Origin of the sequence: Pseudomonas sp. AU11447, from assembly GCF_001672555.2 — a bacterium.
GTDB classification, from domain to species: Bacteria; Pseudomonadota; Gammaproteobacteria; order Pseudomonadales; family Pseudomonadaceae; genus Pseudomonas; species Pseudomonas nitroreducens.
Genome location: NZ_LZDG02000041.1, coordinates 48,859 through 63,649 on the forward strand (window position 1 = coordinate 48,859; position 14,791 = coordinate 63,649).

General features: G+C 64.3%; 13 protein-coding genes. 8 read left to right on the forward strand and 5 right to left on the reverse strand.

Going from position 1 to position 14,791, the window contains the following annotated elements:
* Positions 1-67: 67 nt before the first annotated feature.
* Together A6723_RS12770 and A6723_RS12775 are read left to right on the forward strand one after the other, a co-directional pair.
* Entirely contained in the window at positions 68-1,390 is a 1,323-nt protein-coding gene (locus tag A6723_RS12770) for an APC family permease (RefSeq protein WP_054911245.1), read from the forward strand.
* 57 nt (positions 1,391-1,447) lie between these two features.
* The gene (locus A6723_RS12775; protein WP_054911246.1) at positions 1,448-2,092 is read left to right on the forward strand and encodes a glutathione S-transferase family protein; all 645 of its coding nucleotides are present in this window, start codon (positions 1,448-1,450) and stop codon (positions 2,090-2,092) included.
* A gap of 252 nt (positions 2,093-2,344) precedes the next feature.
* Here the strand turns inward: A6723_RS12775 and metR are convergent, their stop codons facing one another.
* Both metR and A6723_RS12785 read right to left on the reverse strand, forming a co-directional pair.
* Positions 2,345-3,265 carry a transcriptional regulator MetR gene (metR, locus tag A6723_RS12780; RefSeq protein WP_054911247.1) on the reverse strand — a complete coding sequence of 307 codons (921 nt, stop codon included), beginning with the start codon at positions 3,263-3,265 and terminating at the stop codon, positions 2,345-2,347.
* A gap of 125 nt (positions 3,266-3,390) precedes the next feature.
* Positions 3,391-3,834, reverse strand: coding sequence for a CopD family copper resistance protein (locus A6723_RS12785; RefSeq protein ID WP_054911248.1), 444 nt, complete (start codon positions 3,832-3,834; stop codon positions 3,391-3,393).
* Between the two features lie 193 nt (positions 3,835-4,027).
* Here A6723_RS12785 and A6723_RS12790 point away from each other — a divergent pair, with 193 nt between their 5' ends.
* Positions 4,028-5,023, forward strand: coding sequence for an alpha/beta fold hydrolase (locus A6723_RS12790; protein ID WP_054911249.1), 996 nt, complete (start codon positions 4,028-4,030; stop codon positions 5,021-5,023).
* A gap of 103 nt (positions 5,024-5,126) precedes the next feature.
* On the opposite strand, the gene A6723_RS12795 is transcribed toward A6723_RS12790, so the two are convergent.
* Positions 5,127-6,041, reverse strand: a complete 915-nt coding sequence (locus A6723_RS12795; RefSeq protein ID WP_054911250.1) for a LysR substrate-binding domain-containing protein — start codon at positions 6,039-6,041, stop codon at positions 5,127-5,129.
* 102 nt (positions 6,042-6,143) lie between these two features.
* Here A6723_RS12795 and A6723_RS12800 point away from each other — a divergent pair, with 102 nt between their 5' ends.
* The 5 genes from A6723_RS12800 (at position 6,144) to A6723_RS12820 (ending at position 12,758) form a co-directional block, all read left to right on the forward strand.
* Entirely contained in the window at positions 6,144-7,229 is a 1,086-nt protein-coding gene (locus A6723_RS12800) for a tartrate dehydrogenase (RefSeq protein ID WP_054911251.1), read from the forward strand.
* Between the two features lie 244 nt (positions 7,230-7,473).
* Entirely contained in the window at positions 7,474-9,105 is a 1,632-nt protein-coding gene (locus A6723_RS12805) for a BCCT family transporter (RefSeq protein WP_305729061.1), read from the forward strand.
* A 140-nt stretch (positions 9,106-9,245) separates the two neighbouring features.
* The gene (locus A6723_RS12810; protein WP_054911252.1) at positions 9,246-10,367 is read left to right on the forward strand and encodes an aromatic ring-hydroxylating dioxygenase subunit alpha; all 1,122 of its coding nucleotides are present in this window, start codon (positions 9,246-9,248) and stop codon (positions 10,365-10,367) included.
* Between the two features lie 186 nt (positions 10,368-10,553).
* Positions 10,554-11,513: a PDR/VanB family oxidoreductase gene (locus A6723_RS12815; protein ID WP_054911253.1), complete on the forward strand. Its 960-nt coding sequence runs from the start codon at positions 10,554-10,556 to the stop codon at positions 11,511-11,513.
* A 159-nt stretch (positions 11,514-11,672) separates the two neighbouring features.
* Positions 11,673-12,758, forward strand: a complete 1,086-nt coding sequence (locus A6723_RS12820) for a helix-turn-helix transcriptional regulator (protein WP_054911254.1) — start codon at positions 11,673-11,675, stop codon at positions 12,756-12,758.
* A 1-nt stretch (position 12,759) separates the two neighbouring features.
* On the opposite strand, the gene A6723_RS12825 is transcribed toward A6723_RS12820, so the two are convergent.
* Both A6723_RS12825 and glpD read right to left on the reverse strand, forming a co-directional pair.
* On the reverse strand, positions 12,760-13,086 hold the full coding sequence (locus A6723_RS12825) for a GlpM family protein (protein ID WP_169942803.1): 327 nt from the start codon (positions 13,084-13,086) through the stop codon (positions 12,760-12,762).
* A gap of 91 nt (positions 13,087-13,177) precedes the next feature.
* Positions 13,178-14,719: a glycerol-3-phosphate dehydrogenase gene (gene glpD, locus A6723_RS12830; protein WP_054908867.1), complete on the reverse strand. Its 1,542-nt coding sequence runs from the start codon at positions 14,717-14,719 to the stop codon at positions 13,178-13,180.
* Between the last annotated feature and the right edge of the window lie 72 nt (positions 14,720-14,791).

Consider the following 14,791-nt stretch of genomic DNA (forward strand, 5'->3'; position numbering starts at 1 on the left):
CCTGCGGGTGAGTGCAGGCCGGCAACCCAAGTACTGCCATAACAAACACAACGCGGAGTAAGCAGTAATGGCTCGACTCAAACGAACCCTGTCGCTGGGTTCGGTGGTGCTGTTCGGCATCGCCTACATGACCCCGATCATCGTCCTTGGCACCTTCGGCATCCTCGCCGACGTCACCCGCGGCGTAGTGCCTTCGGCCTACCTCGTCGCCTCTGTCGCCATGCTCTTTACCGCGCTCAGCTACGGACGCATGGCCGCCGCCTTCCCGGTTGCCGGCTCGGCATACACCTACGTGCGCAAGTCGATCAGCCCGAAACTGGGCTTCCTGGCCGGCTGGGCGGTACTGCTGGACTACCTGTTCCTGCCCATGGCCATCTGGCTGATCGGCGCGGCCTATCTGCATTCCGCCTTCCCGGCCGTTCCGCAAGCCTTGTGGGTACTGGCCTTCATCGGCGTAACCACCGCGATCAACGTGGTCGGCCTGCGCCTGGCGAAGAACATCAACGGCGTGTTGATGCTGGTGCAGTTCCTCGTGCTGATTGCCTTCGTTGGCCTGGCCATCCACTACATCACCGGGGACGGCAGCCGTCCGCTGTGGACCCTGGAACCCTTCCTCAAGGAAGGCACCCAGCTGCCGCTGATCATGGGTGGCGCGGCTATCGCCTGTTATTCGTTCCTGGGCTTTGACGCGGTCAGTACCCTGACCGAAGAAACCCACGAACCGCGCAAGACCATTCCGCGTGCCATCCTGCTGATCACCCTGATCGGCGGCGGCATCTTCATCGCCGCCAGCTATTTCGTACAGCTGGCGCACCCGTCGGTGGAGTTCCAGAACGCCGATTCCGCCGCCTACGAAATTGCCCGCAACATCGGTGGCGACCTGTTCGTCAGCTTCTTCCTGATCGGCCTGATCGTCGGCCAGTTCACCTCCGGCCTGTCGGCCCAGGCCAGCGCCTCGCGCCTGCTGTTCGCCATGGGCCGCGACGGCGTGCTGCCGCGGCCGTTCTTCGGGCGCATCAGCAAGCGTTTCGAAACCCCGGTGAACAGCATCGTGTTGTGCGGCGTGGTGGCCCTGCTGGCGCTGCACATGGACGTCACCACGTCCACCTCGTTCATCAACTTCGGCGCCTTCCTGGCCTTCAGCCTGGTGAACCTCTCGGTGATCTTCCACTACTACCTGAATGCTGAACGCCGCGGCCTGCGCGAGCTGGTGCTGTTCCTGCTGTTCCCGCTGATCGGCCTGCTCGCCGACCTGTGGCTGATGGTCAGCCTCGACCACCTGGCGATCTGGCTCGGCGCCACCTGGCTGGTGCTCGGTGTGATCTACCTCGCGGTGATCACCAGCGGCTTCCGCCAGCAACCGCCGGAGATGCATTTCGAGGAGGCGTGAGGCCCACGCGGGGCTATGCTGGGGACTCCGAGCCGTGAAGCCCGAGGAGATCCCGCCATGCCCCGCCTCACTCTCTACCATTCGCCTCAGACACGCTCCAGCGGCACCCTGGTGCTGCTGGAAGAGCTGGGCGCCGAGTACGACCTCGAACTGATCAACATGAAGGCCGGCGAACAGCGCAAACCGGCCTTCCTGGCCGTCAACCCGCTGGGCAAGGTGCCGGCGATCCGCATCGGCGAGTCGCTGGTTACCGAGCAGGGCGCTATCTTCATCTACCTCGCCGACCTCTTCCCCCGCGCGAACCTCGCTCCCGCCCTCGACGATCCGTTGCGCGGCCCCTACCTGCGCTGGCTGGTGTTCTACGGCTCCAGTTTCGAGCCGGCCATCGTCGACCGCGCCCTCAAGCGCGATGCCGCACCGCAGGCCATGAGCCCTTACGGCGACTACGACAGCGTGATGCGCGCCCTCGCCGAACAGCTGGAAACCGGCCCTTACCTGCTGGGGAACCGCATGACCGCTGCCGATGTGCTGTGGGGCGCAGCCCTGCGCTGGACCATCGGCTTCGGCGTCGTGCCCAAGCTGCCGGTGTTCGAGCGTTACGTGGAACTGGTGACCTCGCGCCCGGCCTTCAAGCGGGTTTGGGAGCGGGATGCACAGTGGGCGGAGGAGCATGCCAGGGCGGCGGAGGCGAAGCCGTCGTGAGCGTTGGCTGGAAATCGCGCGCGCTGGAAAGGTGAGGCGCGATTTGAGGAGTTGGTCTCAAGTGAGGTGGGAGTATTCCTTTTCACGTGTCGGAATATTTTCTCGCCTCCTCGATTGATCAATGATTACCCCAACGCCGCGCCCCCCATCGCGTGGCGTCGGCAACTAAAGCTATTACAAGCCGCTCCTTGATTCATGTCCCCAAGGCCCTCCGCAAGGAGGGCCTTTTTTATGCGCGGGTTTCGGCCGTGCTCAGCCCTTGGCGGCGCTGACGCCTTCGAGGGTAGCGAAGGAAGTGTCCTTCGCGGTCAGCAGGAAATCGCGCATGAAGGGTGCGTCCAGCATGTCGGCGCGGATGGCGGCGAACAGGGTGCAATACAGGCCTTTTTCCCCCAGGCGCTTGGCGGTCACGTAGCCCCGCGAGCTGTACTCGTGCAGCGCCCAGTTGGGCAGGCTGCAGACGCCACGGCCGGAGGCCACCAGTTGCATCATCATCACCGTCAGCTCGGAGGTGCGGACCTGCGCTGGCTCGACATCGGCCGGTTCGAGGAAGCGGGTGAAGATGTCCAGGCGATCGCGCTCGATGGGGTAGGTGATCAGTGTCAGGTTGGCCAGGTCTTCCGGAACGATGAAGGACTTGCCGGCCAGCGCGTGGTGGTTGTCCACCGCCAGCAGCGCTTCGTAGGTGAACAGCGGCACGTAGGTGATGCCGGCGATCTCCACGGGGTCGGAGGTCACCACCAGGTCCAGGTCGCCGCGGGCCAGTGCCGGCAGCGGGGCGAAGGAGAAGCCGGAGGCGAGGTCCAGCTCCACTTCCGGCCAGGCGTCGCGGAATTGGTCGATGGTCGGCATCAGCCACTGGAAGCAGCTGTGGCACTCGATGGCCATGTGCAGGCGGCCAGCAGTGCCGCCGGCCAGGCGCGCCAGGTCGCGTTCGGCGCCGCGCAGTTGCGGCAGCACCGCGTCGGCCAGTTGCAGCAGGCGCAGGCCGGCGCTGGTGAAGCGGACCGGCTTGGTCTTGCGGATGAACAGCGACAGACCCAGGCGCTCCTCCAGTTCCTTGAACTGGTGGGACAGGGCGGATTGCGTGAGGTGCAGGCGCTCGGCGGCCTCCACCAGGCTGTCGGCTTCGCGCAGGGCATGCAGGGTTTTCAGGTGACGGAGTTCAAGCATGGCGCGGCCTCGCCTCAGTATGAGGAAATCTTGATGAAAAGGCGGATCAATTGAGCTGCCCTCATGATAAGCCGGCTGCTGGCGCTTCACCAGCAGGGTTCGCCGGCCTGCCCGCCAGGTTTAATTCACCAGCTCAGATAGAACATGCCCTTGGCCAGCAGGACGATCAGCACCACGTGGGCGAATACGCTGTAGTGGATGCGCCGGGAACGCTGGCCGGTCATGCGCCCGACACGGAATGAATACATGGCGAAGATGAAGTGGCCCAGTACGCTGGTGGCCAGCAGCAGCTTGAGGCTGAGCAGGGTGGCGAAGGGCGACGCCAGCGGCTCGGCCAGCAGCGGCACGTAACGCAGGTGCAGCATGCCCAGGCCGCTGCCGAACAGGGTCAGGATGACCCAGGGCATCACCCGGCGCAGGCGGCGGCCGAGCGCGCCCTCGACCATTTTCATCGCCCGCGCCGGCACATGGGCGTGGATGCTCTCCAGGATCAGCACTTCGAAGAACACCGTGCCGACGAACAGGATCGCAGCGAACAGGTGCAGCACCAGCAGGATGGGGTAGGCCATGGCAGAGCTTCCGAGCGGGGGCTTCTATCTTCGCGACTGTTGGGGGCGGCCTCCCTTGATCCGCATCATGGTAAGGGCCGTCGGCGACCGCTCAGCGCCTTTCATCAAACTGTCACGGACCTGTGGCAGAGCGAGCGACGGAAATTCATCAGAATCGCTATCAACTGGGGTTTTGCGTTCCGGATTTTCATTCATGCGTGCTTTTCTACTGGCAGTCGCACTTTTCTGCGGCTTGCCCTCCTTTGCTATTGCCGCCGATCGCTGCGATGCGCGGGTGCCGACCGAGCTGGTCGACCTGGGTGACGTGCGCCTGGCCTACCAGAGCATCGGGCGTCCGCAGGACCCGACGTTGCTGCTGGTCATGGGCCTGGGTGGGCAGCTGATCCATTGGCCGGATGAAGTGGTCGAGGCGCTCTGCCAGCAGGGCTTCCGGGTGATCCGTTACGACAACCGCGATGTCGGCCTGTCTTCCTGGCGTGTTCCCACGCCCAGCGGCAACCTGACCTACGAAGTGATTCGCTATCGCCTCGGCCTGCCCGTGAGTGCGCCCTACAGCCTGACCGACATGGCCGGCGATGCACTGCACCTGCTGGACGCCCTGCACGTAGAACGCGCCCATGTGCTGGGTGCGAGCATGGGCGGGATGATCGCGCAGCATGTCGCCGACCTCGCGCCGGATCGCGTGATCAGCCTGACCCTGGTGATGACCAGTTCCGGCGCCGAAGGCCTGCCGGCGCCCAGCGAGTCGCTGCTGCGCCTGCTCGCCCGGCGCGAGGCCGCCAGCCGCGAACAGGCCATCGAACAGCAGGCCGACCTGCTGGCCGCCCTCGGCAGTCCGCAGGTTCACGACGACCGCCAGCAATTGCTGCAGCAGGCGGCGCGCTCCTACGATCGCGCCTTCAACCCCGAAGGCGTGCAACGGCAGATGCTGGCGATCCTCGCCGAACCCAGCCGTGTGGAACTGCTCAACCGGCTGAACGTGCCGACCCTGGTGGTCCACGGTACGGCCGATCCGCTGCTGCCGGTGATGCACGGTGTGCATGTGGCCGCGCACATTCGCGGCTCGGTGCTGAAGTTGATTCCGGGAATGGCGCACCGTTTCCAGGAAGACTTCAAGGAGCCGCTGCTTGGCGCAGTGCTGCCTTACCTGCGCGAGCACCAGGGTGGCGGGCACGTCGCCCAGCTCTGAGGCTTTCGCAGGAGCGGACGTAGTCCGCGATCGATTTCCGACCACGCTGAGCCGGCCGTTTGCACATCGCGGCCGGAAACCGTTCCCACGCTCGCTGTGAGTTTCAGGGGGCGGGCAAGCTGTAGCGCTCGGCGAAATACTGCCGCAGGAACTCCACCGCCACCCGCACCTTGGCCGAACTGACCAGTGGGGCGGCATAAACGGCCCAGATGTCCGCCGGCTGCTGGTATTCAGGCAGCACCTGCACCAGTCGGCCATCCTCCAGGCTGTCGTGCACGTCCCACCAGGAGCGCAGCAGGATGCCGCGCCCGTCGATGCACCACTGGTGCACCACCTCGCCGTGGTTGGACGACAGCGGCCCGGTGACTTTCACGCTTTCCTCGCCTTCCGGCCCCTGCAGGTGCCAGACGCCGAAGGGATGGTCGCGCTCCTTGATCACCAGGCAATCGTGCCCGGCCAGTTCCGCGAGCGTGCGCGGCGTCCCGCTGCGCTCCAGGTAGCTGGGTGCGGCACAGAGAACCCGACGGTTCCTGGCCAATGGGCGGGCGATGAGGTTGGGGTCGATGTCGTTGCCCACCCGCACGTCCAGATCGAAACCTTCGCCTATCAGGTCCACCAGGCGGTCCTGTACATCCAGCCGGATATCCAACTGCGGGTGCCGCGTGGCGAGTTCCGACAAGGCCGGGGCGACGAAGCGCCGGCCCAGACCGAGGCTGCTGGCGATACGCAGCAGCCCGCTGGGCTCGCGATGCAGGGCGCTGACGTCATCGCCCATGCGCTGCACGGCATCGAGGATGCGCAGCGCCCATTGATAGATACGCTCACCGTCTTCGCTCACCGAGACCCGCCGCGTGGTGCGGTGCAGCAGGCGCACGCCGAGGTCATCCTCCAGCAGGCGGATACGCTTGCTGACGAAGGCGGCGGACATGCCCAGTTCGCTGGCGGCGGCAGCGAAGCTGGAGCGCCGAACCACCTGGATGAAGACGCGGAGGTCGTCAAGATTGGGGAGTTTATTCACAGTTCGTGCTTAAAGAATCAACGTTATCGCTGATTATGTTTGTTTTTGCTGCTTTTAGCATGGCCGGCACTGCTTTCCACTTCACACCAGCGAGGGTGCCCCATGAGCAAGCCATTCAGAATCGCCGCGATCCCCGGAGACGGCATCGGCCAGGAAGTCCTTCCCGAAGGCCTGCGAGTCGTCCAGGCGGCCGCGCGGAAACACGGCCTGGCGCTGGAATTCGAACATTTCGAGTGGGCCAGCTGCGACTACTACCTGGAGCACGGCAAGATGATGCCGGACGACTGGTTCGAACAGCTGAAGGATTTCGACGCGCTGTTCTTCGGCGCAGTCGGCTGGCCGGACAAGGTACCGGACCATATCTCCCTGTGGGGCTCGCTACTGAAGTTCCGCCGCGACTTCGACCAGTACGTGAACATCCGCCCGGTGCGCCTGTTCCCCGGCGTGCCTTGCCCGCTGGCCGGGAAGAAGCCCGGCGACATCGACTTCGTGGTGATCCGCGAGAACACCGAGGGTGAGTATTCGTCCCTGGGCGGGCGCATGTTCGAAGGCACCGAGAACGAGTTCGTGCTGCAGGAATCGGTGTTCACCCGTCGCGGCGTCGACCGCATCCTGAAATACGCCTTCGACCTGGCACAGACCCGCGAACGCAAGCGCCTGACCTCGGCTACCAAGTCCAACGGCATGGCGGTGAGCATGCCCTACTGGGACGAGCGCACCGCGGCGATGGCCGCCGGCTATCCGGAGATCACCTGGGACAAGCAGCACATCGATATCCTCTGCGCCCGTTTTGTCCTGCAGCCCGAGCGCTTCGACGTGGTAGTGGCCTCCAACCTGTTCGGCGACATCCTCTCCGACCTCGGCCCGGCCTGTGCCGGCACCATCGGCATCGCACCCTCGGCCAACCTCAACCCCGAGCGCAGATTCCCCTCGCTGTTCGAGCCCGTGCACGGTTCGGCGCCGGACATCTTCGGCCAGAACATCGCCAACCCCATCGCCATGATCTGGTCCGGAGCGCTGATGCTGGACTTCGTCGGCCAGGGCGATACGCGCTACCGCGCGGCCCACGACGATATTCTCGCGGCCATCGAACAGGTCATCGCCAATGGATCGGTGACACGAGACATGGGCGGGCAGTTGTCGACCCAGGCGGTGGGTGCGGCAATTGCTGAGATCGTTAGCAGATAAATCCTACATCTGCGGGGATTGCCCATGAAAAGCCCGTAGCTGAGCGGTTACGGGTGTCGTGGCAGGGCAGCATGAGTCGATGGGTAGCTCTTGCACCCTGCGGCGATTCATCGCAGACTGTTAACCATTAGATCGTTGTTAACCAGTGGTTTATTCGTGTTTGAGTCAACTGGTCCGACGATGCTTCATCCGCAGCCTGCGGCGGATGCGCAACAACAACAAAAAACGTCCCAGGAGACGCCTGATGTCCCCCTTGATGCCCCGCAAGACCCAGAAGGTCGATGTATTCCTGATATCCATGAGCCTGGTCGCGGTGCTCCTGACCGTGATCGGGCTCGCTGCGTTTCCGGCCCAGGCCGAGCAAGCCGCGAATCAACTGTTCGAGGTTGCTACCCGTACCTTCGGCACCGCCGTGCAACTGCTGATCTTCGGCAGCTCGCTGGCCGTGCTCTACATCGCCTGCAGCAAGTACGGCCACATCCGCTTCGGTAGCGGCAAACCGGAATATTCCACGGCCACCTGGGTATTCATGTTCATCTGCGCTGGCATGGGTTCCTCCACGCTCTACTGGGGCGTGATGGAGTGGGCCTACTACTACCAGACCCCCGGCCTGAACATCGTTCCGCAATCCCGCGAGGCGCTGGAGTACAGCGTCGGCTACTCCTTCTTCCACTGGGGCATCAGCGCCTGGTCGATCTACGCCCTGGCCTCGCTGGCCATGGCCTACCACTTCCACGTGCGCAAGAAGAGCGGCCTGAACCTGGCTTCCATCGTCGAGGCCGTCACCGGCTTCAAGGCCACCGGTCCGGTGGGGCGCCTGGTGGACCTGATCTTCCTGCTGACCATGATGGGCGCACTCACCGTGTCCCTGGCGCTGACCGCCTCGACCTTGACCCGTGGCCTGTCCGGGCTGGTGGGCACGCCGGATACCTTCACCGTACAGGTACTGGTGATCGGTGTGATCGCCGTGCTGTTCTCCCTGAGCTCCTACATCGGCATCGATGGCGGCCTGCAGAAACTGAGCAAGATCGTCTGCTACGGCGCGCTGGTGTTCGCCGCGGTGGTGCTGCTGGTCGGTCCGACCCAGTTCACCATCAATAACACCGCCAACGGCATCGGCCTGATGATCCAGAACTACGTGCACATGAGCCTGTTCACCGACCCGGCCGGCGATGGCGCCTTCACCCGCAACTGGACGGTGTTCTACTGGCTCTGGTGGGTGTCCTACGCCCCTGGCGTGGCCATGTTCGTGACCCGCGTATCGCGCGGCCGGCAGATGCGCGAAGTGGTATTCGCCCTGCTGCTGGGCGGCAGCTTCGGTTGCTGGTTCTTCTTCGGTGCGCTGGAAAGTTACAGCATGCACCAGTTCATCACGGGTGCCGTCGACGTGCCGAAGATCCTCACCGAGCAGGGGGGCGAAAGCGCCGTAGAGGCGCTGCTGCTGGCGCTGCCGTGGGGCAAGCTGTTCCTCGCCGTGTACCTGTTCATCATGGCTGTGTTCTGCGCCTCGCATATGGATGCCGCCGCTTACGCCGTGGCTGCCACCAGCACCCGCAACCTGCAGGAAGGCGATGATCCGACGCCGACCCACCGCCTGTTCTGGGCCATCACCCTGACCCTGGTGCCGTTGGCGATGCTGTTCGCCAAGGCCTCGCTGTCGACGATGAAGACCGCCGTGGTGCTCACCGCGATTCCGTTCACGCTGATCCTGCTGGTCAAGGTCTATGGCTTCTTCAAGTGGATGCTGGCGGACTATGGCTCGATACCGGCCTACCGCATCGAGGAAGAGGCCGCGGCGATGGTGCTGGCGGGCGAGGCGGTAGCCGAACCCTCGGCTGTCGTAGAACCCGTACGGGAAGTGGCCCTGGCCCAGTGATTTCCTGCGTGGCGTCGCCAGCCCGGGCGACGCCACCCGCAGGCTTTTTTTTGCCTGCGCTGTTAACCAACGGGTTGCAGTAAACCAAAAATCAAATGGACCGCGCCTTGCGCGAGTCGATGAAAGCCTGGAGATATCCGATGACCGACTTCGAACGCCTGCCCGCCGATTTTTGCAGCGACCACGAGCGCGCCTACACCATTCCGGCGAACTTCTACACCAGCGATGCCGTATTCGAGCACGAGAAGGAAAAGATCTTTGCCCACAGCTGGATCTGCCTGGGCCATCGCAGTGAAGTGGCCGAGAAGAATGCCTATATCGTCCGCGAGGTGATCGGCGAGAGCATCATCGTCGTGCGGGGCCGCGATGACGTGCTGCGCGCCTTCTACAACGTCTGCCCGCACCGTGGTCACCAACTGCTCGAAGGCACTGGCGGCATTGCCAAGAACGTCATCGCGTGCCCCTACCACGCCTGGACTTTCAAGCTCGACGGCGAGCTGACCCACGTTCGCAACTGCGACCAGGTCGAGGCCTTCGACAAGGGTGACTACAGCCTGGTGCAGCTGCGCGTCGAGGAATACGCCGGTTTCATCTTCATCAACATGGATGCCAATGCCGGCAGCGTGGAAGAGCAGCTGCCCGGCCTGGAAGCCAAGATGCGCGGCGCCTGCGCGGTGATCGATGACCTGCACCTGGCCGCTCGTTTCGTCAGCGCCACTCCGGCGAACTGGAAATCCATCGTCGACAACTACATGGAGTGCTACCACTGCGGCCCGGCGCACCCGAGCTTCGCCGACTCCGTGGACGTCGGCCAGTACGGTCACACCCTGCACGGCAACTGGACCCTGCAGTACGGCATCGCCAAGTCCTCGGAGCAGTCGTTCAAGGTCGACGAGTCGGTGAGCGATCCGTCCTTCTCCGGCTTCTGGGCCTGGCCGTGCACCATGTTCAACGTGCCGCCGGGCGCCAACTTCATGACCGTGATCTACGAGTTCCCGGTCGACGCCGAAACCACACTGCAGCACTACGACATCTACTTCCTCAACAAGGACATCACCGAGGAGCAGCAGAAGCTCATCGACTGGTACCGCGAAGTGTTCCGCCCGGAAGACCTGCGCCTGGTGGAAAGCGTGCAGAAGGGCCTGAAGTCCCGCGGTTACCGCGGCCAGGGTCGGATCATGGTGGATAAGGAGCGCACCGGTATCAGCGAGCACGGCATTGCCCACTTCCACAACCTGATCGCCGTGTCGCACCTGGATTGACCCGGCGCGCCGCCTGTGGGCGGCGAACAGTAATTGCGTGAGGCCTTGCATCGGCGATGTCGGTGCAGGGCACCCGCCCCGCAAACAGCGGGGCGGCATTCCCTAGAAAACAGCTCTCTTCCACCGCCGCTCGGGGAGCCGGAAGGGAGGCGGGTGGCGCGGCCACCCGGTCAGTTGAGGTGAACCATGGCCAATACCTACGAGATGTTCAGCGTGCGCGTGACTGCCGTGGAGCAGGCAACCCCGCAGATCAAGCGCTTCACTCTGGCGCGAGCCGACGGCCAGCCAATGCCGGCCTTCAGCGGCGGCAGCCACGTGATCGTGAAAATGGCCGACGGCCTGAGCAACGCCTATTCGCTGATGAGCGATCCGCGCGACCTCAGCCACTACCAGATCGGCGTTCGACTGGAAGAGCAATCCAAGGGCGGATCGGCTTTCATGCACCAGCAGGTCGAGGTCGGCACCCAGTTGACGATCTCCACCCCGAACAACCTTTTCGCCCTCGATCCCAAGGCCGGGCGCCACGTATTGATTGCGGGTGGCATCGGCATCACGCCATTCCTTTCCCAGTTGCATGAGCTGGAAGGCGGCGCCGTCCCGTACGAGTTGCATTACGCCTTCCGCAGCCCGGAGCATGGCGCCTTCCAGGGCGAGCTGGCAGACGGTCCGCATGCCGGGAATGTGCGTTTCTATGTGGATAGTGAGCATCGCCGCCTCGATCTGGCCGCTTTGTTCGCCTCCCTGGCGGCGAACGACCACGTCTATGTCTGCGGGCCCAAGCCGCTGATCGATGCAGTCATCGACGGCGCGAAGAAAGCCGGAATCGCAGAGGCGCGCGTACACTTCGAACAGTTTGCGGCCGCTCCTGCCAGCGGCGGCGCCTTCACCCTGGTACTGGGTCGCTCCGGCCGTGAACTGCGAGTGGAAGAGGGCATGACCATCATCCAGGCCATCGAGAACGTAAAGGCCGCCCAGGTGGATTGCCTGTGCCGCGAGGGTGTCTGTGGAACCTGCGAGACGCGCATCCTCGAAGGCGAGGTGGAGCATTTCGACCAGTACCTGTCGGACGAGGAAAAGGCGTCGCAACAGACCCTGATGCTCTGCGTCTCCCGCGCTCGCGGGGAGCGGCTGGTGATCGACCTGTAACTTCCTGGCCTTCATGTAGGAGCGAGCTTGCTCGCGAACCCACTGCGCGGCGGGGGTTGTTCGCGATCAGGCTCGTTCCTGCAGGTCCAGTGCTGTCATCCACCGGTTTACAGCTGTGTATACTGCGGCCCTCGAATACCTCCAGGGACCGCGCCACCCATGATGGAAAACAGCTTCGCCTTCCGTCTCAAGGAACTGCTCGAACACCACAAGCTGACGTTGCAGGCAGTGGGTTCGGCCTTGGGTATTTCACGCACGGCGGTGCATAAGTGGACCAAGGGCGGCGAGATCGACTACGACAACCTGCGTCGGCTGGCAGACTTTCTCAAGGTCAATTGGCTCTGGCTGCGCTACGGCGAGGAGGCCCTGCGCAGCGTGCAGGATGCCGAGCCGATCGAGCTGCCGATGACTGACCTGCGCCGTCGCTACACCGCCGAGATCATGGAGAGCGAGACGCGGATGAAGCTGGCCCAGGAGGGCGCGCGGATCGTCACCTGGGAATGGAACCTGATCAGCGACGAAGTGACCTACTCGCCGAACGTCGAAGCGGTCTACGGCTGGCATGTCAGCTCCAACCAGACGTTCTGGAGCCACCTCCCGGCGGAGGACGTGGCCACCATGCAAGCGATGTATGAGCGTGCTGCTACCGAGGGCAAGGGCTGCGAGTGCGATTTCCGTATCCTCCAGCCCGACGGCAGCCTGCGCTGGATTGCCTCGCGCGCCACGGTGGTCAACGATGCTGTCGGCCGACCACTGAAGATGGTCGGCATCAGCATGGACAACACCGAACGCATGGCCACCGAGGAACGACTGCGCAACAGCGAGGAGCGTTTCCGGGCGATCTTCGAGCTGACCTGGGGCGCACTGGCCTACATTGGGCTGGACGGCAGCTGGCAGCGGGTGAACGGCAGCCTCTGCGAGTTGCTCGGTTATCGCCCCGAGGAGCTCTACGCCATCACCTTCCAGGACATCACCCACCCCGACGACCTGGCGACCAACCTGGATCTTCTGCGCCAATTGCTGGCCGGTCATTTCGATCGCTACGTGGTCGAGAAACGCTTGCGCCGCCGCGACGGAGACTATGTCTGGGTGCGCGTGCGCACCTCGCTGCAGCGTCGCGCACAGGACGGGGTGCCCGATCACCTGATCAGCGTGTTCGAGGACATCCGCGCCGAACGTGCCGAGCGTGACCGCCTGCAGGCGCAAATCAGCGAATTGGAAGCGCAGCTGGCGGCACGCGCCTGACTCAGTGCAGGCGTACCCAGACGAACACCAGCAGCGAAGCTGCTACCAGCCAGGCCAGCGCAGCCATCGCCAGCGACAGCTCCAGGCGCATGCGATCCACCATCAGGTAGAGCGCGGCCAGGTAGACGAAGTAGGGAATGATCGACCACATGCCGAACAGGATGGTGGTCTTCAGGTCGTCCAGCGAACGGCTCTTGCCGACGATGTAGTGGGCGATCAGGGCGAAGGTGGGGAACAGCGGCACCAGGCCGGCGATGTAGTAATTGCGCGTCTTCGACAGCGCGGCGAGGATCAGCACCACGCCGGCGCCAAGGGCTGCCTTGAGGATCAGGTCCACGTCTTTCTCTATGCGGCGACGCCACCGGGGCGGTGGCGTCGGGGATTATCCGCGAGAGTGGCTGCTCGCTCCAATTCGACGTTCAGGCAACCTGCGTGCTGGGCTCCAGCGGGCTTTCGCTGCTGAGGAGTTGCTCCAGCCGCTCCTTCTGCCGCGCATTGAGGAACAGCCCGAGCTTGGTGCGGCGCCAGAGGATGTCGTCGGCGTCGCGGGCCCATTCCTCGCGGACCAGGTATTCCACTTCCCGCGCATAGAGCCCGGCACCCAGGTGTTCGCCCAGTTCGCTGAGGTTGTGCGCGCCGTCGAGCAGTCGCCAGATGCGGCTGCCGTAGGTGCTGGCCCAGCGGCGGGCAAGGGCCGGGTCGAGCTGGCGCAGGCGTTCCATGAGCTGGATGGCCAGGTCTTCCACTGTGGTCATGGCTTCGCCGCCGGGCAGCGGGGCGCTGGCGGTCCAGCTCGCCTTCATCACGCCGGCGAAGTGTGGCTTGAGCTGTTCCAGCGCGGCCTCGGCGAGCTTGCGGTAGGTGGTCAGCTTGCCGCCGAACACCGAGAGCAACGGCGCTTCGCCGGGGGTGTTGTCCAGCGCCAGGGTGTAGTCGCGAGTGACTGCGGACGGATCGTCGGACTCGTCGTCGCACAGCGGGCGCACGCCGGAGAAGCTGCGCAGGATGTCCTGCCGACTCAACTGGCGCTTGAAATGCGCGTTGACCACGTTGAGCAGGTAGTCGGTCTCGGCTTCGCTGATGCTGATCTGCGCCGGGTCGCCCTGGTATTCGCGGTCGGTGGTGCCGATCAGGGTGAACTGGCGCAGGTAGGGAATCGCGAAGACGATGCGCCGATCCTCGTTCTGCAGGATGTACGCGTGCTCGCCGTCGTAAAGGCGCGGCACGATCAGGTGGCTGCCCTGGATCAGACGGATGCCGTAGGGCGGTTTCTGGCGCAGTTCCTCACGCAGGAAGCGGTCGACCCAGGGGCCGGCGGCGTTGACCAGCGCGCGGGCGCGGATCGAGTAGAGGCTGCCGTCGCGGCGTTCCAGGTGCAGGTGCCACAAACCCTTGCTGCGCCGCGCGCTGACGCAGCGGGTGTGCGGGTGGATATGCGCGCCGTTCTCGCGGGCGGCCATGGCGTTGAGTACCACCAGGCGGGCGTCGTCCACCGAACAGTCGGAATATTCGAATCCACGGGTGATCTCGGCCTTGAGCGGGCTGTCGATGCCGAAGCGTACGCCACGGGATGCCGGCAGCTTCTCGCGCTTGCCCAGGTGGTCATAGAGGAACAGGCCGGCGCGGATCATCCAGGCCGGGCGCAGGTGCGGGCGGTGCGGTAGCACGAAGCGCATCGGATGGACGATGTGCGGAGCCTTGGCCAGCAGTACCTCGCGCTCGGCGAGGGCTTCGCGGACCAGGCGGAATTCGTGGTGTTCGAGGTAGCGCAGGCCGCCGTGGATCAGCTTGCTGCTGGCGGAGGAGGTGTGGGCGGCGAGGTCGTGCTGTTCGCAAAGGAACACTGACAGCCCGCGCCCGGCGGCGTCCGCCGCGATCCCCGCACCATTGATGCCGCCGCCGACGACGGCCAGGTCATAGACTTCGGCAAGGGGCGCGTGGCGCTTGCTGGTGGAATTCATGGGGCCGCCTGGGTGTTGAAAGTGAATCTTTTATGTTCGTTTTCGAAAATATCCTAGTTCAGTGAACGAAAC